The sequence below is a fragment of the Candidatus Accumulibacter meliphilus genome (genome assembly GCF_036625345.1).
GTDB classification, from domain to species: domain Bacteria; phylum Pseudomonadota; class Gammaproteobacteria; order Burkholderiales; family Rhodocyclaceae; genus Accumulibacter; species Accumulibacter meliphilus.
This window is the reverse complement of sequence record NZ_JAZKTZ010000008.1, coordinates 84,827-108,651: the sequence shown is the minus strand read 5'-3', so window position 1 is coordinate 108,651 and position 23,825 is coordinate 84,827. Positions and strand designations below refer to the sequence as shown.

At 62.2% G+C, this 23,825-nt stretch carries 21 protein-coding genes; 12 read left to right on the top strand and 9 right to left on the bottom strand.

All coding sequences use genetic code 11. The features are described from left to right. The first annotated feature begins 486 nt into the window (after positions 1-486). From aceA to V5B40_RS17015, 3 genes are all read left to right on the top strand, one after another. Complete coding sequence (gene aceA / locus V5B40_RS17025; protein ID WP_332355596.1) at positions 487-1,785, top strand: isocitrate lyase; 1,299 nt, start codon at positions 487-489, stop codon at positions 1,783-1,785. A gap of 289 nt (positions 1,786-2,074) precedes the next feature. Beyond that, entirely contained in the window at positions 2,075-5,020 is a 2,946-nt protein-coding gene (locus tag V5B40_RS17020; RefSeq protein ID WP_332355595.1) for an HD domain-containing phosphohydrolase, read from the top strand. 542 nt (positions 5,021-5,562) lie between these two features. Continuing rightward, positions 5,563-5,970 (top strand): hypothetical protein, encoded by a 408-nt coding sequence (locus tag V5B40_RS17015; RefSeq protein WP_332355594.1) that lies wholly within the window; start codon positions 5,563-5,565, stop codon positions 5,968-5,970. Positions 5,971-6,113: 143 nt separating this feature from the next. Here the strand turns inward: V5B40_RS17015 and V5B40_RS17010 are convergent, their stop codons facing one another. Continuing rightward, positions 6,114-7,019: a LysR family transcriptional regulator gene (locus tag V5B40_RS17010; RefSeq protein WP_332355593.1), complete on the bottom strand. Its 906-nt coding sequence runs from the start codon at positions 7,017-7,019 to the stop codon at positions 6,114-6,116. Positions 7,020-7,136: 117 nt separating this feature from the next. Here V5B40_RS17010 and aceB point away from each other — a divergent pair, with 117 nt between their 5' ends. The 3 genes from aceB to V5B40_RS16995 all read left to right on the top strand — a co-directional run bounded on the left by aceB (position 7,137) and on the right by V5B40_RS16995 (position 10,203). Then, entirely contained in the window at positions 7,137-8,735 is a 1,599-nt protein-coding gene (aceB, locus tag V5B40_RS17005) for a malate synthase A (RefSeq protein ID WP_332355592.1), read from the top strand. Positions 8,736-9,033: 298 nt separating this feature from the next. Beyond that, a complete protein-coding gene (locus tag V5B40_RS17000) occupies positions 9,034-9,777 on the top strand; it encodes a TerC family protein (protein ID WP_332355591.1) in 744 nt (247 codons plus the stop codon). A gap of 189 nt (positions 9,778-9,966) precedes the next feature. Next, positions 9,967-10,203: a universal stress protein gene (locus V5B40_RS16995; RefSeq protein WP_332355590.1), complete on the top strand. Its 237-nt coding sequence runs from the start codon at positions 9,967-9,969 to the stop codon at positions 10,201-10,203. A gap of 117 nt (positions 10,204-10,320) precedes the next feature. Here V5B40_RS16995 and hslU read toward each other — a convergent pair whose 3' ends face one another. The 6 genes from hslU to V5B40_RS16965 form a co-directional block, all read right to left on the bottom strand. Then, a complete protein-coding gene (gene hslU, locus V5B40_RS16990; protein ID WP_332355589.1) occupies positions 10,321-11,652 on the bottom strand; it encodes an ATP-dependent protease ATPase subunit HslU in 1,332 nt (443 codons plus the stop codon). Between the two features lie 2 nt (positions 11,653-11,654). Beyond that, complete coding sequence (hslV, locus tag V5B40_RS16985; RefSeq protein WP_332355588.1) at positions 11,655-12,191, bottom strand: ATP-dependent protease subunit HslV; 537 nt, start codon at positions 12,189-12,191, stop codon at positions 11,655-11,657. A 50-nt stretch (positions 12,192-12,241) separates the two neighbouring features. After that, entirely contained in the window at positions 12,242-13,342 is a 1,101-nt protein-coding gene (locus V5B40_RS16980; RefSeq protein ID WP_332355587.1) for an STAS domain-containing protein, read from the bottom strand. Positions 13,343-13,794: 452 nt separating this feature from the next. Next, positions 13,795-15,315 (bottom strand): transposase family protein, encoded by a 1,521-nt coding sequence (locus tag V5B40_RS16975; protein WP_332353148.1) that lies wholly within the window; start codon positions 15,313-15,315, stop codon positions 13,795-13,797. Continuing rightward, positions 15,312-16,214, bottom strand: a complete 903-nt coding sequence (locus V5B40_RS16970; RefSeq protein WP_332353147.1) for a DUF4338 domain-containing protein — start codon at positions 16,212-16,214, stop codon at positions 15,312-15,314. Before V5B40_RS16970 ends, V5B40_RS16975 begins: the two co-directional genes overlap by 4 nt. Positions 16,215-16,512: 298 nt before the next feature. Next, positions 16,513-17,574, bottom strand: coding sequence for a CobW family GTP-binding protein (locus V5B40_RS16965; protein WP_332355586.1), 1,062 nt, complete (start codon positions 17,572-17,574; stop codon positions 16,513-16,515). Between the two features lie 273 nt (positions 17,575-17,847). Here V5B40_RS16965 and V5B40_RS16960 point away from each other — a divergent pair, with 273 nt between their 5' ends. The 3 genes from V5B40_RS16960 to msrA are packed head-to-tail and all read left to right on the top strand — an operon-like array spanning position 17,848 to position 19,849. Beyond that, complete coding sequence (locus tag V5B40_RS16960) at positions 17,848-18,720, top strand: DUF1223 domain-containing protein (protein ID WP_332355585.1); 873 nt, start codon at positions 17,848-17,850, stop codon at positions 18,718-18,720. Then, a complete protein-coding gene (msrB, locus tag V5B40_RS16955; RefSeq protein ID WP_332355584.1) occupies positions 18,699-19,217 on the top strand; it encodes a peptide-methionine (R)-S-oxide reductase MsrB in 519 nt (172 codons plus the stop codon). Before V5B40_RS16960 ends, msrB begins: the two co-directional genes overlap by 22 nt. Next, positions 19,214-19,849: a peptide-methionine (S)-S-oxide reductase MsrA gene (gene msrA, locus V5B40_RS16950; protein ID WP_332355583.1), complete on the top strand. Its 636-nt coding sequence runs from the start codon at positions 19,214-19,216 to the stop codon at positions 19,847-19,849. The genes msrB and msrA overlap by 4 nt, the downstream gene beginning before the upstream one ends. Before the next feature lie 36 nt (positions 19,850-19,885). Here msrA and V5B40_RS16945 read toward each other — a convergent pair whose 3' ends face one another. Beyond that, the gene (locus tag V5B40_RS16945; protein WP_332355582.1) at positions 19,886-21,076 is read right to left on the bottom strand and encodes a class I SAM-dependent rRNA methyltransferase; all 1,191 of its coding nucleotides are present in this window, start codon (positions 21,074-21,076) and stop codon (positions 19,886-19,888) included. Positions 21,077-21,327: 251 nt separating this feature from the next. Between V5B40_RS16945 and V5B40_RS16940 the strand changes: the two genes are divergently transcribed. The 3 genes from V5B40_RS16940 to V5B40_RS16930 are packed head-to-tail and all read left to right on the top strand — an operon-like array spanning position 21,328 to position 22,849. After that, positions 21,328-21,705: a hypothetical protein gene (locus tag V5B40_RS16940; protein ID WP_332355581.1), complete on the top strand. Its 378-nt coding sequence runs from the start codon at positions 21,328-21,330 to the stop codon at positions 21,703-21,705. A gap of 6 nt (positions 21,706-21,711) precedes the next feature. Further along, complete coding sequence (locus tag V5B40_RS16935) at positions 21,712-22,347, top strand: SCO family protein (RefSeq protein WP_332355580.1); 636 nt, start codon at positions 21,712-21,714, stop codon at positions 22,345-22,347. A 25-nt stretch (positions 22,348-22,372) separates the two neighbouring features. Then, on the top strand, positions 22,373-22,849 hold the full coding sequence (locus V5B40_RS16930) for a hypothetical protein (protein WP_332355579.1): 477 nt from the start codon (positions 22,373-22,375) through the stop codon (positions 22,847-22,849). A 309-nt stretch (positions 22,850-23,158) separates the two neighbouring features. Here V5B40_RS16930 and V5B40_RS16925 read toward each other — a convergent pair whose 3' ends face one another. Continuing rightward, positions 23,159-23,815 (bottom strand): DUF47 domain-containing protein, encoded by a 657-nt coding sequence (locus V5B40_RS16925; protein WP_332355578.1) that lies wholly within the window; start codon positions 23,813-23,815, stop codon positions 23,159-23,161. Positions 23,816-23,825 lie beyond the last annotated feature (10 nt).

Below are 23,825 nucleotides of genomic sequence, written 5' to 3'. Positions count from 1 at the left end.
GCGGTCCTGGCGACGACGCCGGCCGCGAAATTTTCCCATATCTCCCGGCTTATCTCGGCCGAGCTGGCCGACGACGCCTCGGGTGGCGCGATCTTCAGGGCCATCTGCCTGGTCGCTGCGCGGCTCGCCGCGGCCCTTGTCCGGTCGCGCCACGATAGCCGGCCCGAAAACCGTGAACAGCTTCGTTGCAAGCGCTGGGCGGTGATTCATCGCGAACTCGTCTTCGCGCCGAAAACCCATGAGGCATAGACGGGAAGCATTTCGCGCTGGAGAATTTCGTCCCGCAATGCGGAACGCAAACGGCAAGCAGCTGTTTTGCCTTAAAAAAAATAACATCTTATGTCTTATATAAGACTGTTGCCTGCATTAGCAAAGGCCGTTATACTGGATACCATTGGTTACCCGCTGTCGAGTCTCTGTTGCTGCTTCGACCCCCGGGCGCCACTCTTGTCGCAACCGCACTTCCTAATCCTGGAGAGCCAAATCATGAGTACAAAAGAACAACAGATCGCCGAACTTGAAAAAGACTGGGCCGAGAACCCCCGCTGGAAAGGCATCAAGCGCGGCTATTCGGCGGCCGATGTCGTACGCCTGCGTGGTTCGTTCCCGATCGAATACACGGTTGCCCGTCGCGGCGCCGAAAAACTGTGGGATCTGGTCAACAGCGAGCCCTTCGTCAACTGCCTCGGTGCGCTGACCGGCGGTCAGGCGATGCAGCAGGTCAAAGCGGGGGTCAAAGCGATTTATCTGTCGGGCTGGCAGGTTGCCGCCGACAACAACTCCTACGCGGCGATGTACCCCGACCAGTCGCTGTATCCCGTGGATTCAGTGCCGAAGGTCGTCGAGCGCATCAACAACTCTTTCCGTCGTGCCGACGAGATCCAGTGCTCGAAAGACGTGAACGCCGGTGACAAGGGCTACATCGACTACTTCGCGCCGATCGTCGCCGATGCCGAAGCCGGTTTTGGCGGCGTGCTGAACGCCTTCGAACTGATGAAAGCAATGATTCGCGCCGGCGCAGCTGGCGTGCATTGGGAAGACCAGCTGGCTTCGGTCAAGAAATGCGGCCACATGGGGGGCAAGGTCCTGGTGCCAACGCAGGAAGCCGTACAGAAGCTGATCGCCGCACGCTTCGCTGCCGACGTTTGCGGGGTGCCGACCCTGGTCATCGCGCGTACCGATGCCGAAGCAGCCGACCTGCTGACCTCCGACTGCGACGACAACGACAAGCCCTTCGTCACCGGCGAGCGTACCGGGGAAGGCTTCTACAAAACCAACAAAGGTCTCCAGCAGGCGATTTCGCGCGCCGTCGCCTACGCCGACTACGCCGACCTGGTGTGGTGCGAAACGGGCACGCCGGATCTCGAATTCGCGCGCCAGTTTGCCGAAGCCGTGCATGCCAAGCACCCGGGCAAGATGCTCGCCTACAACTGCTCGCCGTCGTTCAACTGGAAGAAGAACCTCGACGACGCAACGATTGCCAAGTTTCAGACAGAACTCGGATCGATGGGCTACAAGTACCAGTTCATCACCCTCGCCGGCATCCACAACATGTGGTACCACATGTTCGATCTGGCGCAGGATTACGTCAAACGCGGCATGACGGCCTACGTCGAAAAAGTTCAGGAGCCGGAATTCGCAGCCCGCGACCGCGGCTACAGCTTCGTTTCGCACCAGCAGGAAGTCGGCACCGGCTACTTCGACGACGTCACCACCGTCATCCAGGGCGGCACCTCGTCGGTCACCGCGCTGACCGGTTCGACCGAAGAAGAGCAGTTCCACTGAGCGAACAGTGAGTCGCCAAAAGCCGCGCATCGCGCGGCTTTTTTTTTGCGCTCAGCCCGGCTGACTGAACCGGGTTTCGACGCCTGCGCAGGCGAAAGCGGCGCCTGTTGTACACAGCGGACGGAGCGGGAATGCGCGCACGCACGACGCTTGTTGCACCCGCAGAAAACGGGCGCGCCTCGGCCAGAAATCGCGTCCTTGCAAACCACTTTCCGTGATGAAGTAGGTGATCAACTGCCCTGTCGAGCGCTATCCTTGGCCATCCAGTAGCCGCCATGAGGACAGGCAAATGCGCCATCGCTACCCGCTGCATGTGCACATCTCGACACTCTTTCTGGCGCTGATTCTGGTCATCTGCGGCGTCCTCACGGCAATCGGCTACAAACTCAGCAGCGAACTGCTTGAGACGGCTGCAGCCGACCTCACCACCCGCATCAGTCGTGAAGCGCGGATCGAGATGCAACGCATCGTCGAGCCAGCCGAAGTGGCGACCAGGCTGCTGAGCCTGCAACAGATCACACGTGCGCAGTCACTCAAGGAACGTCTGAAGAGCCTCGAATTCGTGCGCCAGGCGCTGGACAGTTCGCCGGCGCTGTCCTCGCTCTACGTCGGCTACGCCAATGGTGACTTTTTTCTCGTCGGCCGCATCGGTCACGGCGCCGAAAATGAGACCGCCAGAGCACCGGCGGGCGCCAGGTACGTCGTGCAAAGTATCGAGCAAGCCGGCGGCAAGCCCCGCGGGAGCTTCATCTATCTCGATGCCGACCTGCATACCCTGCGTGACGACGACCGGCCAGACTACGCGGCGGCCTACGATCCGCGGCAACGCATCTGGTTTACCCAGGCCATGGCCTCGCCGACCCAGATCGCGACGCCGCCCTACCTCTTTTTCTCCAGCCGACAGGTAGGCCTCACCCTGGCCAAGCGGAGCGGCGACGGGCAAGCCGTGGCCGGCGCTGACATCCAGCTACAGAGCCTTGGCCAGACGCTGGCCCAACAGAAGGTAACGCCAGGCAACGAACTGGTAATCGTCGATGCAGACGGCTACGCGCTCGCTTACGAAGATGTCGCCAGCCTGGTGCGGCCATCGGCCACGGCCGACGGCAAGCCCTCGCTGGCCAGGCTCGACGAATTAGGTGTGCCAGCACTGATACCGCTCCTTGCAAGCGTCCGCCAGAGGGCAGAAAACCCGCTGGCACGAGAACCCTCGACACTGCGCATCGACATCGATGGCACGCCATGGCGGGCATCGATCAGCCTTTTGGCGAAGGACGATGTGCCCCCCCTGTACATGGTCACCGCGGTTCCCGAGAGCGAGTTGATGGCCGGCGCGGTGCAGTTGATCGAACGTTCGGCGATCGCCACAGTGCTGGTGCTACTGCTGACGATTCCGTTCACCTGGTGGCTCGCGCGCAGCATTTCACGCTCGCTTGCCCGCCTGGCCAGGGAGGCAGACAAGATCCGCCACCTCGACTTCTCGGAAGCGATCGCCGCCAATTCTGCAATCAAGGAAGTCAGTCAGTTGGCGGAAACCATGGAGGCCATGAAACGAACGATCCGCCGTTTTCTCGACATCAGCCATGCCGTCGCCGCCGAGCAGAACTTCGACCGACTATTGCCGCAATTGCTCGCCGAGACGCTATCGGCATCGCAAGCACGTGCCGGCATCCTTTATCTGGCCGACGGGACGCAGCTGAAACCGGCCGCTGCGCTGACCCATACCGGATCCGACCTCGGCGGCGCACTGCCAACGATCGACACCTTGTCCGCCGGCCCGCTGCTTGGCGCGGCGCTCGCCGATGGCATCGCGCGTGCCGGCTACCTGCAGTCCGAGGATATTGCGGCACTGGGTGGTTGCTCGGCAGGCCTGGCCGACGCCAACAACGCCATTGCCGTTCCCTTGCTTAACCGCAAGGCCGAATTGGTCGGTGCCATGCTCCTGCTCTGCGACACCGGCAGCGACGACGCCCGCCTGAGCTTCGTGAAAGCTTTTGCCGGCTCGGCAGCAGTATCCCTTGAAAGCAAGGCGCTGATCAAAGCGCAGAAAGATCTCTTCGAGGCATTCATTCAGTTAATAGCCGCGGCAATCGACGCCAAGAGCCCCTACACCGGAGGTCATTGCGCACGCGTCCCGGAACTGACCAAGATGCTGGCCCGTGCCGCCTGCGCTGACGATGGCGATGCTTACCGGGACTTTCATCTCAGCGACGACGATTGGGAAGCGCTGCACGTCGCCGCCTGGCTGCACGACTGCGGCAAAGTCACCACACCCGAATACGTGGTAGACAAGGCGACCAAACTGGAAACCATTCATGACCGCATTCACGAGGTGCGCATGCGCTTTGAGGTGCTCAAACGTGATGCCGAAATCAGCTGCCTACAAGCGGAGGCCAGAGGCGAGGACGGCACATCGACACGTCCCCGACTCGCTACCGAACTGCGGCAGATCGACGAAGACTTTGCCTTCGTCGCCAGCTGTAACCAGGGTGGCGAGTTCATGGCCCAGGAAAAGATCGCGCGCCTGACGACCATCGCTGCGCGCACCTGGATGCGTACGCTGAATGATCGACTCGGTATTTCCTACGAAGAACAACAGCGCAAGGCAGGAACCCCTGCCGCCATTCTGCCGGTCGCCGAAGCCCTGCTCGCCGACAAGCCGGAGCACCTCTTCGCGCGACGACCGCAGGATCGACTGGCGGACGATAACCCATGGGGATTTCGCATGGCCGTCCCTGCCCTGCTCTACAACCGCGGTGAGCTCTACAACCTCGCCGTGGAACGGGGAACGCTGTCGGAAGAGGAACGCTACAAGATCAACGAGCATATCGTCCAGACCCTGATCATGCTCTCGCAACTGCCGTTTCCGAAGCACCTCAGCCAGGTCCCGGAGATCGCCGGAGGGCACCACGAAAAAATGGATGGTAGTGGCTATCCGCGCCGGCTCACACGCACGCAGATGAGTCCGCTGGCACGGATGATGGCCATCGCCGACATCTTCGAGGCATTGACGGCGATCGACCGTCCGTACAAGAAGGGAAAAACCCTTTCCGAAGCACTGGCGATCATGTCGCGCATGCAAGGCGAGCAACACATCGACCCCGAATTATTTGCCCTGTTCTTGCGCTCCGGCGTTTATCTGGACTACGCCCGACGCTTCATGCAGGCGCAACAGCTTGACCTGGTCGACATCGACAGCCTCCTTGGCAGCCCACAGCCCTTCGACCACAGCGCCTGAGCCACGGCATCGCGCCCTGGCGCGGCAACTACGGGGCAGCCGGCTCCCGACGACAGGCAACTGTCAGCTTTCTTTACAGCGGCCGCCGCCAGCTTGGCCGCGGTCGAATAAACAAAACCGTAAGTCACTGATTAAATAAACTCCGCTTATTCTTAGGCATAGTCTTTGCTTATGTTTAACGGGAAAGGCTAGCAAGCCTCCGGGCAAGGACTGTGAAACTGCAACGACTTGTCGTCCGCGGAGCTCCCCTGCTCGGCCGCAGCGAACGTCGCGCCAGGCCATTGACCGGACTGGTTTTTGTTTCATTGCACCAACAATCTGCCACTTCCCTGGGAAAGATTTGTGCAGGCGGAAAGTACCAACGGCTGCCATGCGCCAATCCGGCGAGTGAGCTTCGACAATCGTATTTCGTTTGACGCGCATTAGCAGGCTTTTTAGAACGGTCGGGCCAAGCCGCTACCCATAGCCGGGAAGCGGCCACGACATCTTCGGAAAAAGAACCCCCACCAGCAGCTTTCGCGCTGCGCACTTGGATAGAGCCCATGACAACTCTCACTTCCTCCCCGGCGGGCGATTCCGCGAAGCGCCTCGACCAATCGCTGCTGCCTTTTCCGAGCTACCTGGACGACGGTCGCCAGCACGGCCTGGCCGACAAGGGGACGGCCGCAGCGTTCTACCACCCTCCGTCGCAGCCAGCCTCCCCGCTGTCCGCCCCCTGTCCCGTAAACATTTCCCCTGATCCGGTAATCCCCATGGCCACGAAAGTCTGTGTCAAGTGCAAGCAGGAAAAGCCGCTGCTCGAGTTTCACAAGAACTCGCGCAGTGCCGATGGCCTGCATTCCTATTGCAAGGAGTGCAACCGCGCGCAGGCACTGGCGCACATCAGGGCCGAAAAAGCACGCAAGGCTTTGCTGCGAGCGGCCAAGAAAGCAGCCGCCAAGCCGCAATGAGCGAGCAGTGGCACAGACCGGCCTTGCGGCCAGGCAGGTCTGTGCCCGCAGACTCTCGCCCTGACAACATGGCGCTTCGCCTGCGCGCCACCACGACAAGACGGCTATGGTCTCGAGCCCACCGAAACGCGTAACGCAGCGCTTTAATTGACCAGCCCCCAGTACTGTGAATCGCCGAAAGTCGTCTTCAGGCGATCGATGAACAAGCGCACACGCAGCGGCAAATGCCGGCGTTGCGGAAATACCGCATAAATGCCCACCGGGGGCGCCGCGTAGTCGTCAAGCAAGGAAAGCAGCCGTCCGCACCGCAGGTCGTCGCCCACTTCCCAGACTGATCGCCAGGCCAGGCCCTTGCCGGCCAGCGCCCACTCGTGCAGGACCGCACCATCGTTACACTCGAATGCCCCCGACACCTTACGCTGCACGACTTCACCGGTCAGTGTTTCGCGCAAGGCCCAGCCGCGCTGCTGGTCGAGCGACAAGCAGTTATGCGCCGCCAGATCCGGCGGAACCAGAGGCTGCCCATGCCTCGCCAGGTAGGCGGGACTGGCCACCACCACGCGACGCATTTCACCGAGCTTGCTGCTGGCGAGACTCGAATCGGCCATTTCACCGATGCGCACGGCACAGTCAACACTCTCGTTGAGCAGGTCAACGACACGATCGCTGAGGTCGAGCCGGACGCTGACCTCCGGGTTCTCGGCCATGAATGCGGCCACCTGCGGCGCCACGTGCCGCCGCCCGAAACCCGCCGGCGCTGAAACCTTGAGATGACCGCTGGCCCTTACGCCACCGAGCGAAACCGCCGCCTCGGCGTTGGCCAACTCATTGAGGATTCGCTGACAGTCTTCAAGGAAGGCCTGTCCTTCGAAGCTCAAGGAGAGCTTGCGCGTCGTGCGCAGCAACAACTTGACGCCGAGGCGCGCCTCGAGCGCGTCGAGACGGCGCCCGATCACGGCGGGGGTAACGGCTTCCACCCTGGCTGCCGCCGAGAGACTGCCGCGAGTCGCCGATTCGACGAAGGCGCGAATTTGCTTGAGATGATCCACGAGCCCGATTACATACCTGAGGTAAAAGATGATTTGATTCTAATCGCTCTTCTCTTTCAATGTCGCGTCTAATAGAATTCATGAGCTGCATCATAAACCTTTCACAGGAGCCACCACATGAGCCTCAACCTGCCCGCCGGAATGGAAATCAACGCCCCCATCAAGCCCGCTTACGAAACCATTCTGACGACCGACGCGCTGGCTCTGGTCGCCAAACTGCACCGTGCGTTCGAAGGCGTCCGCCAGGAGCTGTTGCAGGCGCGCATCGACCGCCAGGCGGCTATCGACGCCGGCGAGGTGCCCGACTTCCTTCCTGAAACCCGAAATATTCGCGAAGGCGACTGGAGCGTTTCCCCGCTGCCCAAGGCCCTCGAACGCCGCCACAGCGAAATCACCGGTCCGGTCGAAGCGAAGATGGTGATCAACGCCTTCAACTCGGGCGCCGACTCGTACATGGCCGACTTCGAGGATTCGAACAGCCCGAAGTGGGACAACCAGATTCAAGGCCAGGTCAATCTCTACCAGGCCATTCGGCACGAGTTGTCGTTCGTCAATGAAGCAGGCAAGGAGTACCGGCTCAACGACAAGGTCGCCACGCTGCAGATTCGCCCGCGCGGCTGGCACCTCGACGAGAAGCACGTGACGGTCGATGGCCGCCGCGTTTCGGGTGGCATCTTCGATTTCGCGCTAGTCTTTTTCCACAATGCCAAGGAACAGATCGCACGCGGCGCCGGCCCTTTCTACTATCTGCCAAAGATGGAATCGCACCTCGAAGCACGCCTGTGGAATGACATCTTCGTCATGGCCCAGGAGCACATCGGCCTGCCACGCGGCACGATCAAGGCAACGGTGCTGGTGGAAACCATTCTGGCGACCTTCGAGATGGAAGAAATTCTCTACGAACTCCGTGAGCACTCCGCAGGCCTCAACGCCGGCCGCTGGGACTACATTTTTTCCTGCATCAAGAAGTTCAAGAAAGACCCTGACTTCTGCCTCGCCAACCGCGCCGCGATCACCATGGAAGTTCCGTTCATGCGCAGCTATGCGCTGCAACTGGTGAAAATCTGTCACTCGCGCGGTGCTCCGGCGATGGGCGGCATGAGCGCACTGATCCCCATCAAGAACGATCCCGAGGCCAATGAAAAAGCACTGGCCGGCATCCGCCACGACAAGGCCCGCGACGCCAAGGACGGCTTCGACGGCGGCTGGGTCGCCCACCCGGGTCTGGTCTCGATCGCTGCCGAGGAGTTTCAGAAAGTCCTCGGTGATCGCCCGAACCAGTGGGAAAAGCAGCGTCACGAGGTGTTCACCGCCGCGGACTTCCTTGACTTCCAACCCTCGCAACCAATTACCGAAGCGGGCGTGCGCAACAACATCAACGTCGGCATTCACTACCTCGGCAGCTGGCTCGCGGGCAACGGCTGCGTGCCGATCCATAACCTGATGGAAGACGCAGCAACCGCCGAAATCTCGCGCTCACAGGTCTGGCAGTGGGTAGTTTCCCCGAAAGGCGTTCTCGATGATGGCCGCAAGGTCACCGCGGCGATGGTGCGCGGCATGATCGCCGAGGAGCTGGCGAAAGTGAAGGCAGCGGTCAGCCAGCAGGGTGAAGAGACGGCCACCTACGAGCAGGCAGCGGTGATCTTCGACAAGATGTCGCTGAGCGCCGAGTACCCCGAGTTTCTGACGCTACCGCTGTACGAAGCGATGGACTGAGACTGAAACTGCAGAGAACAGCAGCAGAAACGGCGCCGTGCTACACGGCGCCGTTTTCCGTTGTTCACTTGCCATCCGCTATCCGCCCTCTGCCAGGACAGAGCGGCGACGCGAACGGATAAGGAGGCCCCGCCTTCGCCCCCCTAATCCGCGGGCTCAATACGGCCGGGCAGGTGTGAGACAATCAGCGAACTCTGGATGTGCAGACGCATCGCCCTCGCATCGCGCCACCGTTTTCCGAACATCGCCACAGGCGGACGGGCGGGAGGCGCAAGCGGCAACAAGGATAGACAAACCAATGCCCGACCTCGCCTCGTCGACCTTCTGGATCGCCGTCCTCCAGATTATCGCCATAGATATCCTGCTCGGTGGCGACAACGCCGTGGTCATTGCTCTGGCATGCCGCAAGCTGCCCGAAGCACAGCGCAACAAGGGAATCTTCTGGGGTGTCGTCGGAGCGATAGGGCTGCGCGTTGTCCTGATCTATTTCGCCCTGCAACTCCTCGCCGTTCCTTACCTCAAGATCGTCGGTGGATTGCTGCTGTTCTGGATCGGCATCAAGCTGGTGATCCCGGAAGACGAGGATGAGCATGGCGACATCGCGACCAGCGCGACATTGGCCGGCGCCATCAAGACGATCATCATCGCCGACGCCGTCATGAGCGTCGACAACGTCATCGCCGTCGCCGCGGCCTCGCATGGATCGATCGTTCTTGTGGTTTTCGGTATTGCGGTATCGATCCCGATCGTTGTCTGGGGCAGCAAACTGGTTTTGCTGCTGATGGATCGCTACCCGGTGGTGATCACCGCCGGCGGCGGACTGCTGGGCTGGATCGGCGGCGGCATGCTGCTCACCGACCCGATGGTCCCGGCAAGCTGGCGCGAGATTGTTCCCTACAGTACGTACCTGGCGTCAGCGCTCGGTGCCCTCGCGGTCGTGGCGCTCGGAAAGCTACTCGCCAGCCGACAACATGACAAGCATCCGAGCAGCGAGCTTGCCGCGCCGAACAGCGAAGAACTCATGGAAGGAAAACCGAAGTGAAAGCACACTGGCTGCTTCCCGTCGACGGCTCAGCGCCTAGTCTGCGTGCCGTCGAGCATGTCGTGCAGCAAGCGCCATCCTGCACCGTGCCGCCGACCATCAGCCTGGTGAACGTGCAGGCAGCGCTGCCATCGGACGTCACTCGTTTTGTCAGCAAGGACAACGTCGAAGACTACCACCGGGAATCCGGTGAGACGGCCCTGGCCGAGGCCGGCACCAGACTCGAAGGCGGCAGGCCTCGCCTACTCGAAGCACATCATGATCGGCGAGGCTGCGCACGCAATCGCCGATTACGCCAGAGAGCACGGCGGCACGCTGATCGTCATGGGCTCACGTGGCCTCGGCTCGGTGGCCGGCATCCTGCTGGGCTCGGTCACTACGCGCGTCATTCATCTGACCGAACTGCCGGTGCTGGTCATCAAGTAATCCGCAGGCAGCCCCGCCCGACGGAGATTTTATCGGCAGGCCAGCGCGCTGGGGACGGGTAATTTGCCGGTGAGGCCGGTCTGCTGTCTGCGGTCTGCGAGCCGCGATTGCCACCACTTACAAGACGTAGCGCGACAGATCCTCGTTTTTCGCCAGTTCAGCGAGACGAGCGTCGACGTAGTTGGCGTCGATGGCCACTTTATCGAAGCGGCCCTCGCTGGCCGAGAACGACACCTCTTCGAGCAAACGCTCCATGACCGTATGGAGCCGGCGGGCGCCGATGTTTTCGGTTCGCTCATTGACCGACCAGGCGATCTCCGCCAGCCGCCTGACGCCCGCTTCCGAAAAATCCAGCGTCACGCCTTCGGTGGTCAACAGCGCCTCGTATTGCTTGGTCAGACAGGCATCGGTCTGGGTCAGAATGCACTCGAAGTCAGCCACCGACAGCGAATCCAGTTCGACACGAATCGGAAAGCGACCCTGCAACTCGGGAATCAGGTCCGAAGGCTTGGCGAGGTGAAAAGCGCCGCTGGCGATGAACAGCACATGATCGGTGCGAATCATCCCGTACTTGGTCGACACCGTCGTACCTTCAACCAGAGGCAGCAAGTCGCGCTGCACTCCCTGGCGCGAGACGTCGATGCCGTGGGTGTCACTACGCGAGGCGATCTTGTCGATTTCATCAAGAAAGACGATGCCATTCTGCTCGACCTTGCCGACCGCCGTCAGCTTGACATCCTCGTCGTTGACCAGCTTCGCCGCTTCCTCTTCAATCAACAAGCGGCGCGCCTCGGATATCTTCAGTTTGCGTGACTTCTTGCGACCACTACCCATGTTCTGGAACATACCCTGGATTTGCGAGGTCAGCTCCTCCATCCCTGGTGGCGCAAAAATCTCGGCCTGCATCGACGGGGCGGCAACCTCGATTTCAATTTCCTTGTCGTCGAGCTCCCCTTCGCGCAGCTTCTTGCGAAATTTCTGTCGGGTCGTGCTCTCCTCGGACGCCTGCGTGTCATTGAAGTAGGTGGCACGCGCGGACGGTAGCAAAGCGTCGAGGAGGCGCTCTTCCGCGGCGTCCTGCGCACGCTCGCGGACGCCCGTCATCGCCTGCTCACGAACGTTTTTGATGGCAACCTCGACCAGGTCGCGAATGATCGTCTCGACGTCGCGGCCGACGTAACCGACCTCAGTGAACTTGCTGGCCTCGACCTTGATGAACGGCGCGTTCGCCAGCCGCGCCAGGCGACGGGCGATTTCGGTCTTGCCGACGCCGGTGGGGCCGATCATCAGAATGTTTTTGGGAGTGATCTCCTGGCGCAGCGGCTCGGCCACCTGCGCCCGCCGCCAGCGATTGCGCAGGGCAATGGCCACCGCCTTCTTGGCCTTGCCCTGACCGACGATGTGCTTGTCGAGTTCGTGAACGATTTCCTGCGGAGTCATGGACGACATGTTTATTCCAGCACCTCGATGGTGAAGTTCTGATTGGTGTAGATGCACAGCTCGCTGGCGATCTGTAGCGACTTGCGGACCACTTCGGTCGGATCAAGTTCGCTGTTTTCGACCAGCGCCCGTGCCGCCGAATGCGCAAAAGCCCCACCTGAGCCGATGGCCACGATACCGTATTCTGGCTCGACGACATCGCCATTGCCGGTGATGATCAGCGAATTCTCCCGGTCGGCAACGGCGAGCATCGCCTCGAGCCGCCGCAGTGCCCGATCGCTGCGCCAGTCCTTGGCCAGCTCAACCGCCGAGCGCATGAGATTCCCCTGATGCTTGTCGAGTTTTGCTTCAAAGCGTTCGAAGAGTGTAAAGGCATCCGCTGTGCCCCCGGCAAAACCGGCGAGAATCTGGCCCTGATGGATACGGCGAACTTTGCGCGCACTGGCCTTGATCACCAGGTTGCCGAGCGTCACCTGCCCGTCGCCGCCCATGGCCACACACTTGCCGCGGCGAACCGACAGAATCGTCGTCCCGTGGTATTGATCCATCCAGAACTCCCGTGGTTTGTACTTCGTGAGTCGCGTAGGCGACTTTCGCCTTAATTCCTGGCTAATTCGATTTCCGCCACGCCACGCAAGCCAACGACCCGGAACAATTCGGCAAGCAGGTAGTTTGGGTGACGGACAATAATCTGTCGACCCGAGCGTTTCACCGCGGTCAGAATGTTGAGCAAGGCCCCGGCACTGAGGAAGTCCATGCGCGTCACCGTCGAACAGTCTATCAAAACGGGATCGTTGGCGCTGGCGTACGCCTGCAGGTCGCCGAAACGGGCACCCTTGATTTCGCCTTTGATAACGTAGGCCTCGGTTAGCAGCTGGTCGGCCGCCGCCAGCTCCAGCGGCGCAGGCTCGCTATCCGCCACGCGATCAAACTCCCAGGACGGCGGCGAAATTTCAAAGGTTACCGCATAGTTGATCGCCATATCCTCGAAGGCCTCCAGTTGCCCGCGCAACTGGCAGAGTTCGAGTTTCAGCAACCAGCATGACCGGTCTTCCGGGCGACCGGCCGCGATGTGGTCGTCGAGCAAAACACCGAGGGAATCGCGGCCCAGCAGATCGATCTCGGCCCGACCCCGACGGGCTTGCTGCAACAGCGCCAGAAGCCGTTCACAACCGCCAGCGTCGAGTTTGCGCAGCTTCGACAAGTCGAGGCGAAGATGCGCATTCTTCTTGAGTGCCAGGCGAACCGCGTCAAATCCGGCATCGTTATCGGCGAGCAATTCACCCTTGAAGAGTGCCGTTCCGACCACTTTCCCGGGCACCTGTGCGCTGACGGCGACGTCTCGCCAGAGCGAAGGCGATTTCTCGAAGGCTTGTGCGTACTCAATCCCCAAGGTGTCGAACGCAGCTTTCTGGCTGGTCAAGCGCAGCAGATCAAAGAGCATCAGCCACAAGCGTTCACCGGGGCCAGAGGGCCACTCGCGGATCGCCTTCTCCAACAAGGAGCGGGCGGCAGCGTCCTGTCCATTGGAATACAGCATCGCCGCCTCTTCGGCTTCGGCGTCGAGCGGATCAAGCTCTGCTTCGACCTGAAACTCGGCGGCAATCTCGCTGAACACAAACTCGCTGAGTTCCAGCGCTGGCCCTTCGCGGGTAGTCGCCGGAGTGGCGAAGGGGACGTCCGAGCGGGCGAGGCCCACCGGCGCAGCGGCCGGTTTCGGCTTTTCTTTGGACGACGCAGCAGAAGCAGCGCCCCGATCGTCTGCTGACGGAGGCACGGCGGCTGGCCGGACAGGCATTTTCTTGTCCGGCGGCGGCTTCTTGAAAAACGAAAAGACCATGGCGAGAGGGCGTGCGGGTGATTTTGCTAACGAATCACCTTTTAACACATCGTCCGGTACACTGCAATTTGAACCCCCACTCAGCAGCCCTGACGCATGACCCAGCCGAATCAGGCTCATTTGCCGGTAACGCCCGCTTTTGCGGTCGAGGCGGTCAAATTGCGGTTGGCTAGCGGCAAAGGACGGGTGGTGGAGTCAGCCAGGAGGATGCCGAAAGAATTTTTTGGACGGCGGTACGATCGCCAGGCGAGCCTTTCCGAACGCGGCGTACGCCGCGCTCGAGAGGATGTTTCGGGTACGCCTGTGTGAGGTCACTCAAGTTGAAGCAGGAATGGAGCGGCGAGGAGCGCGCGGATTCGTGCTGGGTCGAGCCAGGGGGCGGCGCAGGAGCTTCGGATGAAGGCGATGGCACCGCGCACGCCGAGTTGCTGATAGAGATCGCGTAGCTGTCGGGTGAAGCGTGCCAGGGTATTGAACACATGCGCCAGGCGCATGAGGAGGTGATAGCCTTTCATGGCATTCCAGTCGAGGGCAAAGGCATGCTCGTAGTGGTAGCCCTGATGTTTTTCGACGAGGAAGCCCGCTTCGATGCCCCAGCGGTGGCGGGCCCCGAGGTTGCAGCGCTCATGGACATTGTCTTGGCTGAGCGGTTGGCTGGAGAGCCAGGCGTGGCGCGATGTTTCGGTGACGGTCCTGGCCTGTTCATCGATCTTCTCCCAGCTTTCCTCACAGACCACCAGGTTCAGCTTGAGACGCTGACGCCCGTTGGCCGCGAAGGCGTAGTCGATGCCGTTGACCCAGCTGAAGTGTTGTCGGCGTCTTCCCCAACCGCGCTGCACAACTTGTGGCTTCAGGGCGTGGAGCGCGCGGAACTCCTGCCAGACCGTGGACAAATCCTTGTCCTTGAGCACGATCATGAACTGCCAGTGGGCGCGCAAGCAGCGCCGCATCACCGGCCCGTTGGCGTAGAGGCCGTCGAGCAGGAGCAGGATCGGCAGGCGGGGGAACAGCGTCTTGAGCCGGTCGCTCAAGCGCACAAAGCCGCGCAGCTCGCAGTCCTGCTTTTGCGCTTCGGTATCGCCCAGCGCGTGTTCGAGGAACTCGCTGAGCAGTGGGATGACCAGGCCGTTGTGGAAGGCAAAGCTGGCCTCGAGGACGTAGACGAAGTACTGGGTGTGGCGGGTTTCCTCCTTGCCGACGGTGCGCTGCAGGAGTTCCTCCGCCCAGAGGGTGTCGCCGGCGACCTTCTGCGAGCCGTCTATGGCGATGGGGTAGCAGTGGTTGATCAGATAGCGGCGGAAGCTCTTGCCGCGGATCAGCCGCTTCACCAGATCGACGTGGGCCTGCTCAAGGTGGTCAAGGTCGATGTCGCGCAGCAGCCGAAACAGGGTGTCGGCGTGTGGCAGGGTATCGATCTCCGGGAACAGCAGGTGGAGGTTGGCCATGAACTGGGGACGGGATATTTCGCGGTTGGTCTCGCGCCGGGAGGAGAACTGAAAGACGAACATCAGCAAGCCGTAGAGCAGAAGCACGGTCAGCTTGTGCCGGCGCTTTTTGGGATCTCTCGGGTCGGGAATTTGTTCCAGTTGAGCGAGCAAGGCGGGCAGCTCTTTGCGCAGGAGGCGCATCTGTTTGCTCACGGCGTCCTCGCGGGCCTTTTGTTCCTCGTCGACGGTCGCGAAGGCCGAGCTTCTGTTGGGCAATGGAGCGGCTGAGTGGGGGACTTGTCCCGTTGCGCGCAGCTTCGCGTTCAGTACCTTCTCCTGCCGTTTCTTTTCCGAGCGCAGTTTCTTGATGGCAACGCGTGTCGGGCGACGGCAAGGTTTGCTCATGACCGCGGGCTCCCCGGCGCGGCGCACAGCGAGGCGCAAGCATCCGAGGTCAGCGCTTTGACCCACACCTGGCGGGGCGTGCTGTGATAGGACTGGCCAGGGCGGGCCAGCCCGCGCCCGCTGCTTGCCCCAAGCAACTGCCAACCGGCGGCACGGTAGCAGGTGCCGGCATAGTGACGCGGATCGACGAAGGTCTCCAGCAGCAGGGGCTCGAAGCCCCAGTGTTCGAGCCAGTCCGCGCGTGCGCGGCGCGCGAGTTGTCCGAGCACATGACTGGCCAGATGCGGCACCCGGACGTGCGGAAAGATCAGGAAGCGGCTGTTGTTCACCACCCGCGCCAGGTTCTCGCGGCGGGCCTGGGGCGTCCAGCCGATCCACTGATCACGCACGGCCACCGCGCGGGCAGCACCGGACAGCAGGACGCAGCCCAGCCGCCGGTCGCCCGCCTTGATGAAGTAGCGCAGCCGGTAACCGAAGGCCCCCTGGAAACCCAGCGGGTGCCAACGCGCCACCAGCGCATCCCACTGCGCCACCCGGGTCGCGTCGCGAACCACTGCCAGGGACACCGGCGCGAGCGCCGACAGGGCGCAGTGCACCGCCGGCTCGGCAACGGGGGTGGCGGATGCCGAGGGCGGCGCGCAACGGCGCGGCGGCGAGGGCCTCAACGCAGGTAGGACCAGCAATCCGGCCGCCTGCAAACGTTCCAGGAGCTCCAGGCAGGCGCTGATCTTCGCCGTCCCCGTCAGGGTGGTCCACCCCAGGTGCTCGCAGACCGTCGCCGCCAACTCCTTGCGTGCCAATCCCGGCAGCCACGCGACCGTCGCGCAGAGCTCGGCAATCTCCGTCGCGCTGAACACGCGACCACAGTGCACCCATTCCCCCGCACTCGTTGCAAGCATCGCAAAACCTCCGACTGAAGCGCAGATTGATTACGCTCCACCTATCCTGCCAGAAGTCCGCCCGGCTGTCTAGCCCTCTTGTGCGAAGGTTTTTTTTGCCTGCCCACCGCAACGCCTTGCCACTACTGGGCCGGCGTCGTCATGCTTCAGCGCTGCCCACTCAGCAGATTCAAATCTTCGGCATTTGCTGGCCAGGGCCTGCGCCGTGCCCCTACAGCAGGCCCGTCCATACGGCAGAAAGCTCGCCTGCCGTGGTGCATGACGAGCGCTCGGGCGACGAGTCATGCACTGGCGCAAATCAGTCGCCAGCACTCCCGGCGACAGCCCCGCAAAACATGGCAAAAGCCTTTTCGACGACGTCTCGGGCCAAGGCCCGAACGATGAACACCAGGCGACTGCTATGGTCTTCGTCTGGCCACTCCGGCAATACCGATTCCGGATAGCGGATATGCTGTACGCAATGCACGACACGCGGCGCAGCCTCTCTCTCGACCTTGATCAAGCCCTTGACGCGCAGAATGCGATCGCCACAGGTGGCGAGCAGCACGTCAATCGCTTCGGCAAATTCCGGCCACGCGAAAGGCTTCTCGAACCGTAGCACGAAAGCATGCACCAGGGCATCGTGACGATTGGCATCATGGCCGTGCTGCCCCGACCGCTCGGCGTTGGCGGCCGCCACTTTCTCCTCAGCCAGCCAACGGCGAACATCGGCGCTCCGCGTCACCGGGTCGTAGAGGCCGCAGCCGATCAGCTGCGCGGCGTCGATGCCCCCCTTGCGGACCTCGATTTGCGTCGCGCCAGGATTGGCGCGCGTCAGCCGGCGAGCGACGCGTGCAATCTCCTCGGGCGTCGCCAGGTCGCATTTCGTGAGCAGCAGGCGGTCGGCCATGGCCACTTGGCGGACGGCCTCGAAATGGCGACCGAGCTGGCGATCAGCATGCGTAACATCAACCGCCGTGACTACCCCGTCGATGCGAAAACGCTCGGCGATGAAGAAGTCTTCAAGCAAGGTGTACAGCACCGGCGCCGGATCGGCGAGCCCCGTGGTTTCAATCAGCACTCGCGAGAAAGCAGGGATCTCGCGGCGCCAGCGGCGCATGAACAGGTCACGCAGGCTACGCGCAAGTTCGCCACGAACACTGCAGCAAAGACAGCCGGAGGCGAGAACGACGAGATTGTCGTCGACCTTTTCGACCAGAAAATGATCCACCGCGACTTCGCCGAACTCGTTGATCATTACCGCCGCATCGGCAAGCGCCGGCTGCTGCAGCAAATGGTTGAGCAGCGTCGTCTTGCCAGCGCCGAGGAAACCGGTCAGCAGAGTCACCGGAATCGCCCGCTGCGGCTCTACTCGTCGCATCGCGATCGTCCATGCGCGTTGGCGCGGCGCGCAAACCCCCTCCGGCGAATGAACAAAGCGACGTTTTCAGCGTCCACAGACGCTTCACGCCCGGGCTTTGAGAAAGTTGTGCGGGTCATCATGGCGGCGAATTCTGAATTGCGAATTAGGAGCGCAGAGGCGCTTCTCTGTCAAGCATCATGGCCGTTGGAGCAAGCGGCACACGACTCAGAAAAGCGTAAGGTTTTCCCCCCGACATACGACCATTTCGCAAACCCCAGCCAGGAGAAGGCGATGCCTTCCGCCCACCGATACTCACCAGCAGTCGCTGCCTTGAGCGTACTCTGGCTGGCGCTTTCGCCCCTTGCACAAGCGGCGAGCTGCGCGAAACAGAGTCCCGCACACCGCGTCGCGCTGATCGAGTTGTATACCTCCGAGGGCTGCAGTAGTTGCCCACCCGCAGACCAGTGGCTGGGCCAAGTGTCGCAGGGCTTTTCAGCCGACCAGGTGGTCGCTCTGGCCCTGCACGTCGACTATTGGGACTACATTGGCTGGCAGGATCCCTTCGCTCAGCCGGCCTTTGCCGAACGCCAACGCTGGCTGACGCGTCTGGCGAGGTCAAGCACCGTCTATACGCCAGAGGTGTTTACGGGCATGAAAGAACTGCGCAAATGGCACACAGCGACCAACTTCGCCGAGCGCATCGAGAAGATCAACCGGCGACCAGCCGCAGCCGACATCGCTCTGCAGATGCGGCCGGCGGGCGATGACGCCGTCGATCTCGAAGCGCGCTTCACGCTCAGGGAAGGCGAGGGCGCGGGGCAGGCCGCCGAAGCCTTCGTGATCATCTACGAGAACCAGCTGCGCAGCGAGATTCGTGCCGGCGAGAATCGCGGCGTCAATTTGCAACACGATCGAGTGGTGCGCTTCTGGTCGACAGCCTTGCCGCTCAACAAGGCCGACGGCACTGCGCTGTGGCGGCAAACGCTGAAAATCCCGGCCGACTGGCAGCTCAAGCAGCTCGGCGTCGCGGCCTTCGTGCAGGATGCGCAGGCTGGCGAGGTATTACAAGCAGTAGCGATGCCTGGCTGCCTGCAGCCGGCGACCGCCAATACAGGCAAGCTGATCTTTCTATGGAGAACACAATGGATCGTCGTCAATCACTGAAATGGCTGGGCGGCTTGACCGCCTTCCTCCTGCCGCTTGCGGCTTCCGGCCCGAGCTGGGCGCGCGCCGAAGCCACGCCCGGCAGCCCGCTGTCGAAACCAAAAAGCGAATGGGCCGACCTGCTGCCAGCAGCGTCCTATCGCGTTCTTTTCGAGGAGGATACGGAACGTGCCGGCAGCAGCCCACTGAACCAGGAAAAACGTGACGGAACCTTTATCTGCGCCGCCTGCTACCTGCCCTTGTTCGACAGCTCGACGAAGTACGAGAGCGGTACCGGCTGGCCGAGTTTCTGGCAGCACCTGCCAGAGGCAGTGGCCACCAAGACCGACTTCAAGATCTTCTATCCGCGTACCGAATACCACTGCGCGCGCTGCGGGGGGCACCAGGGGCATGTTTTCAACGACGGCCCCAAACCGACGGGCAAGCGCTTCTGCAACAATGGTGTCGCGCTGCAATTCGTTGCGCGTACCGAGAAGCTGCCGGAGTTACGGACATGAGCCGGCGAGAACTGGTGACGGCACTGTCCTTGCTGGTCCTCGGGGCCGCAGCGGGCGCCGCGGCGGCCGCGGACCAGCCTGCCGACAAGACGGCAGCGCCGAGCACGGCCACGCCACAGACGGCAATCTTTGCCGGCGGTTGCTTCTGGTGTATCGAAGCCGATTTCGAAAAGTTGCCCGGCGTAATTTCCGTCGAATCCGGCTACACCGCCGGCCAGACCGTGAACCCGACCTACGAGCAGGTCAGTGCCGGAGGCACCGGGCATACCGAAGCCATCCGCGTGCGCTACGACGCGCAAAAAGTCGGCTATCCACAGCTGGTCGAATACTTCTGGCGGCACATCGATCCGACGGTCAAAGACCGCCAGTTCTGCGACGTCGGCAGCCAGTACCGCAGCGGTATCTACTGGCAGGACGACAGTGAACGCAAGGCCGCCGAAAGCAGCCGCGATGCGCTGCTCAAGAGCGGCAAATTCACACGCATCGAAACCGAGCTGCAGCCCGCCTCGACCTTCTACCCGGCCGAGGCCTACCACCAGGACTACTACAAGAAAAACCCCATCCGCTACTCCTACTACCGTAGCGGTTGCGGCCGCGATCTACGGGTGGAGAACCTGTGGGGTAGTCGCTAGCCACAATAGCCGATGCTGGGCGCGGCCCCAGCATCCTCAATCCACCTGGCAGAGCAGGCCTTTGAGGTATTCACCCTCGCTGAAATGCAGCGCCACCGGGTGGTCCGGCGGCGCCGACAGGCGGCGCAGAATACGGGCATCGCAGCCGGCAGAGACCGCGGCATCGGCGACGATCTGCTGGAAGTGCTCGCTGCGAATGCCGCCCGAGCAGGAATAGGTCATCAGCAATCCCCCCGGATTGAGCAGGCGAAAACCGAAGACGTTGATATCCCGATAGGCACGCGCAGCCCGTTCCGCGTGCGCGGCCGATGGGGCGAATTTCGGCGGATCGAGCACGATCAGGTCGAAACGCTGGCCGTCGCTTTTCAACGCCCGCAAGCTGTCGAAGACATCTGCCTCGCGCCACGCGGCACGGCCCGCATCGAGCTGCGGGTTGAGCGCCAGGTTGTCGGCTGCCAGCGCCAGCGCCGGTCCCGAGGAATCGATGGAAAGCACGCTCGCCGCGCCACCGGCCAGCGCCTGCAGGGAAAATGCGCCGGTATAGCAGAAGCAGTTGAGTACCGAGCGCCCGGCAGAAAGTTGGCGGGTCAACAAGCGATTGTCGCGCTGATCGAGATAGAAGCCCGTCTTGTGACCGGTAACAACATCAACTTTGATGCGCACACCGTTTTCGACAATGAGCAGCGCGTCTTCCGGCGCCTCGCCGAGCAGCCAGCCGCTCACGGGTTCCAGCCCTTCGAGCCGGCGAACGTCGGAATCGGATCGCTCGTAGATGCGCGCGCAGCCGGTCGCCCGCTGCAGCGCGCCGACGATCGCCGATCGCCACTTGTCCGGGCCGGTGGCCGTTAGCTGCACGACAAGCGTGTCGCCATAGCAATCGGCGATCAGGCCCGGCAGACCGTCGGATTCGCCATGAATCAGCCGCATGCCCCCCTCGCTGGACAGTTCCGGCATCAACCGGCGACGCTCGACGGCGGCCAGAATGCGGCGCTTGAAGAAAGCATCGTCAATGATTTCGTCGGGATCGAAACTCCACACCCTGGCGCGAATCTTCGATTCCGGACTCCAGGCAGCCTTCGCCAGCGGCCGCCCGTTGGCGGCAACGACATCCACGGTATCGCCCGGGCGGGCGCGACCCCGCAAGCGGTCGACCGAAGCGGCAAAGATCCACGGATGGCGGCGGGCAAGCGAACGATCCTTGCCGGAAAGAAGAACGAGTTGGGCCATGCTGAGTATCCGGCGCCCGGTGCGATGCCCGAGCGACAATGAGGTAAGAGCGGCGCAGTGTACACCAGCTACACCAGCTGCAGCAGCGACGCCCATCGGCGGCGCGTAGCGTGGCCACGGTCACAGCCATTGCCAGCTGGCCAAACAAGTGCTGCTCGGCGGGGCTCTTTTTGAGCGTCATCAACGAATGCCCCGGCCCGCAGCCCCTATAATCAAGCGCCGTACACCGCCCTGCCCGCACTGGAGCCTTGATGAAACGCCTGACCTTGTTCGCCGCCATGAGCTTGCTCGCCGGGCCTGCCGCCGCGACCCCGGAGCCTGCAGCCAGCGCGGCCTCCGCAGCGTCCACCCTCGCTGCCATTAGCGATCTCGGGCAGCTGAACGGCCAGGCGCTGGCCTGCGGCGAGATGGCGATTGCTGGCGAGGCCAAGCAACTGGTCATCCGGCATGCGCCAAAGTCCCGTCGTTACGGCGAGACTTTCGAGGAGCAGACCAACGCTGCCTTCCTCGCTCAAGGCCAGAAGGGGCACGAGCCCTGCCCCGCGGCCGCAACTTTTTCCGGCCGGCTCGACGAACTCTCGAAACGCTTGCAGGCTTTGCTGCCGACAGCGCCAGCAGCAGCCAGGTAGAGCGCAATGAAAAGACTGCTGCTCGCCCTGTCCTTGACCGCCTGGCTGGCGCCGCCGTCCCTGGCTGCCGACCTTGCCGCGGAGCAGATGCCGGCCTACGGCGAAACGGGCATCAGCAGCCGCTACCTGCTGATGGACGCCAACGGGCGTGCGGTCAGCAACCAGGACTTCCGCGGGCGCTTCCAGTTGCTCACCTTCGGCTACACCTACTGCCCCGACATCTGTCCGACAACGCTGGCCGAGATGGCGATGGTCATCAGCCGGCTCGGCAAGGAAGCCGACGCGCTGCAAGCGCTGTTCATCACCGTTGACCCGGAGCGCGACAGCGCGGACACCCTGCGCAGCTACGTTGCCTTCTTCGACCCGCGCATCATCGGCCTGACCGGTTCGCCGGAGCTGGTCCGCAAAGCCGCCGAGAGCTTCAAGGTGCGCTACGAGAAAGTCCGCGAACCCGGCGCTCCACTCGACCAGTACGCGGTCGACCACAGCGCCGGGATGTTTCTTCTCGGCCCCGACGGTCGCTTTATCCGAAAATTTGCCTACGCCATGCCGGCGGAGCAAATCGCCGATCAGATTCGCGAAATAATGGCCAGCAACGGACCTCCATCGGCGGCCAGGGGTATGTTACCCGCTTCGCAGTAGTCACTTGCCATCGGAGAACCTCCCCATGAAATCATCCACGATCGCGTGTCTTCTTGTCCTCGCATCGGCAGCCGCCGACAGTAGCGCTGAAACATTGTCGTGCCCGAGCCTGGCGACTGCCGTCCAGGTTGGCAGCTGCCCCAGCGAGGCGGAGCTCAAGTACACCTTCACCGGCTACTGCAGCGACAACCGACGCATGTACGAGCAAAGTACCAGCGTGTGCACCGACTATCAGGCCTACCGAAAACTGAAGAACGTCGCCCAGTGGGAGTCGGCAGACGGCGCCTTTTCCGCCTACGTCTCGTGCGACCTGGCGGCGGAAACGATCAAGGCGATGCCGGTTGCGCGGATCGCGACCAGCAAGCAGGGCAAGGTAAGCCTGTTGACGTGCAGCTACGGCGAAGGCATCAGCTTCAGCTACCGCTCGCGTCAGCAATGCACAGTCACCGGCAAAGGCGACTGTGCTGGTGAGCCAGCCGCCTGCCAGGCGAGCTGCGATTGAACACACTCAGCACACTCAGCGCCGGGCACAAAACGAACGCGGCGCGTACCTGAGGTACGCGCCGCGGTGGTTGAAGGGGTCCGACCAGTCAGCTCGTTGGTTTTGACGGAGTGCTCATTTCAGCTTTGCCATCCTTGGCTTTATCAGCCGAACAGGCGACCGCGGTTGCACTTGACAGCGTCAGCGCCAAAGCCAGCAGGCCGGCGGTAAGCTTCCTCATACGCATCTCCTTGTGACTTTGCCGACATTGGCAGCTCCAATGTAAACCTAAGGACTGGCGAATACAACCCCGATCGCAAGCAGCGGTTTTCAGCACAATTTGACGACGATGTCGTCGAGTGCATTGGCCGCGTCAGCTACCCGGTCGCCAGCGTTGGACATGTGACGATAGGTCTCGCGCCGCTTGAACATGTTGAGGTAATCGTCGCCCTGGAAAAGCTCGACAATCGCTCGCCGATAGGCTTTCTCGACCGTACGTTCCGCCTTCCGGGCGGCCGCTGCGTCGACGCCGGCGGCGGCCGGATCGGAAGCCAGGCGACCGAAACCCCTGGCCAGCGCATCGGCGCCTTCCCTGAGGTGCAGCGCCATTTCCAGACTGAACTTGTCGGGTGTCAAACCCAGGACATCCATTTCGACCACTGTTGATTTGCAGTAGTTGACGATGTCGTCGAGCGTCATGATCGCGCGATGGATGTCTTCACGGTCGATCGGCGTCGAAAAAGCTTCGGCCAGGACACCGAGGTTGGAGGCCTTCATGCGGTCAGCCTGGTGCTCGTCGGCACGGACTTTCTGGCTGACAGCGACGTCGCCGGTCTCCATGAATTCGACCAGCAGACGCGTGGTCTCCGCGGCGTTGGTGCTCTGCTCGGCGAGCATCCCGAAGAAGTCGGCGACGGTCGGGAAGACGCGCTCGTACAGGCGGCGGAAAATGGGCTTGTTGGCGTTGGTGGTTTGATTGTCTTCCATGATTTATCTC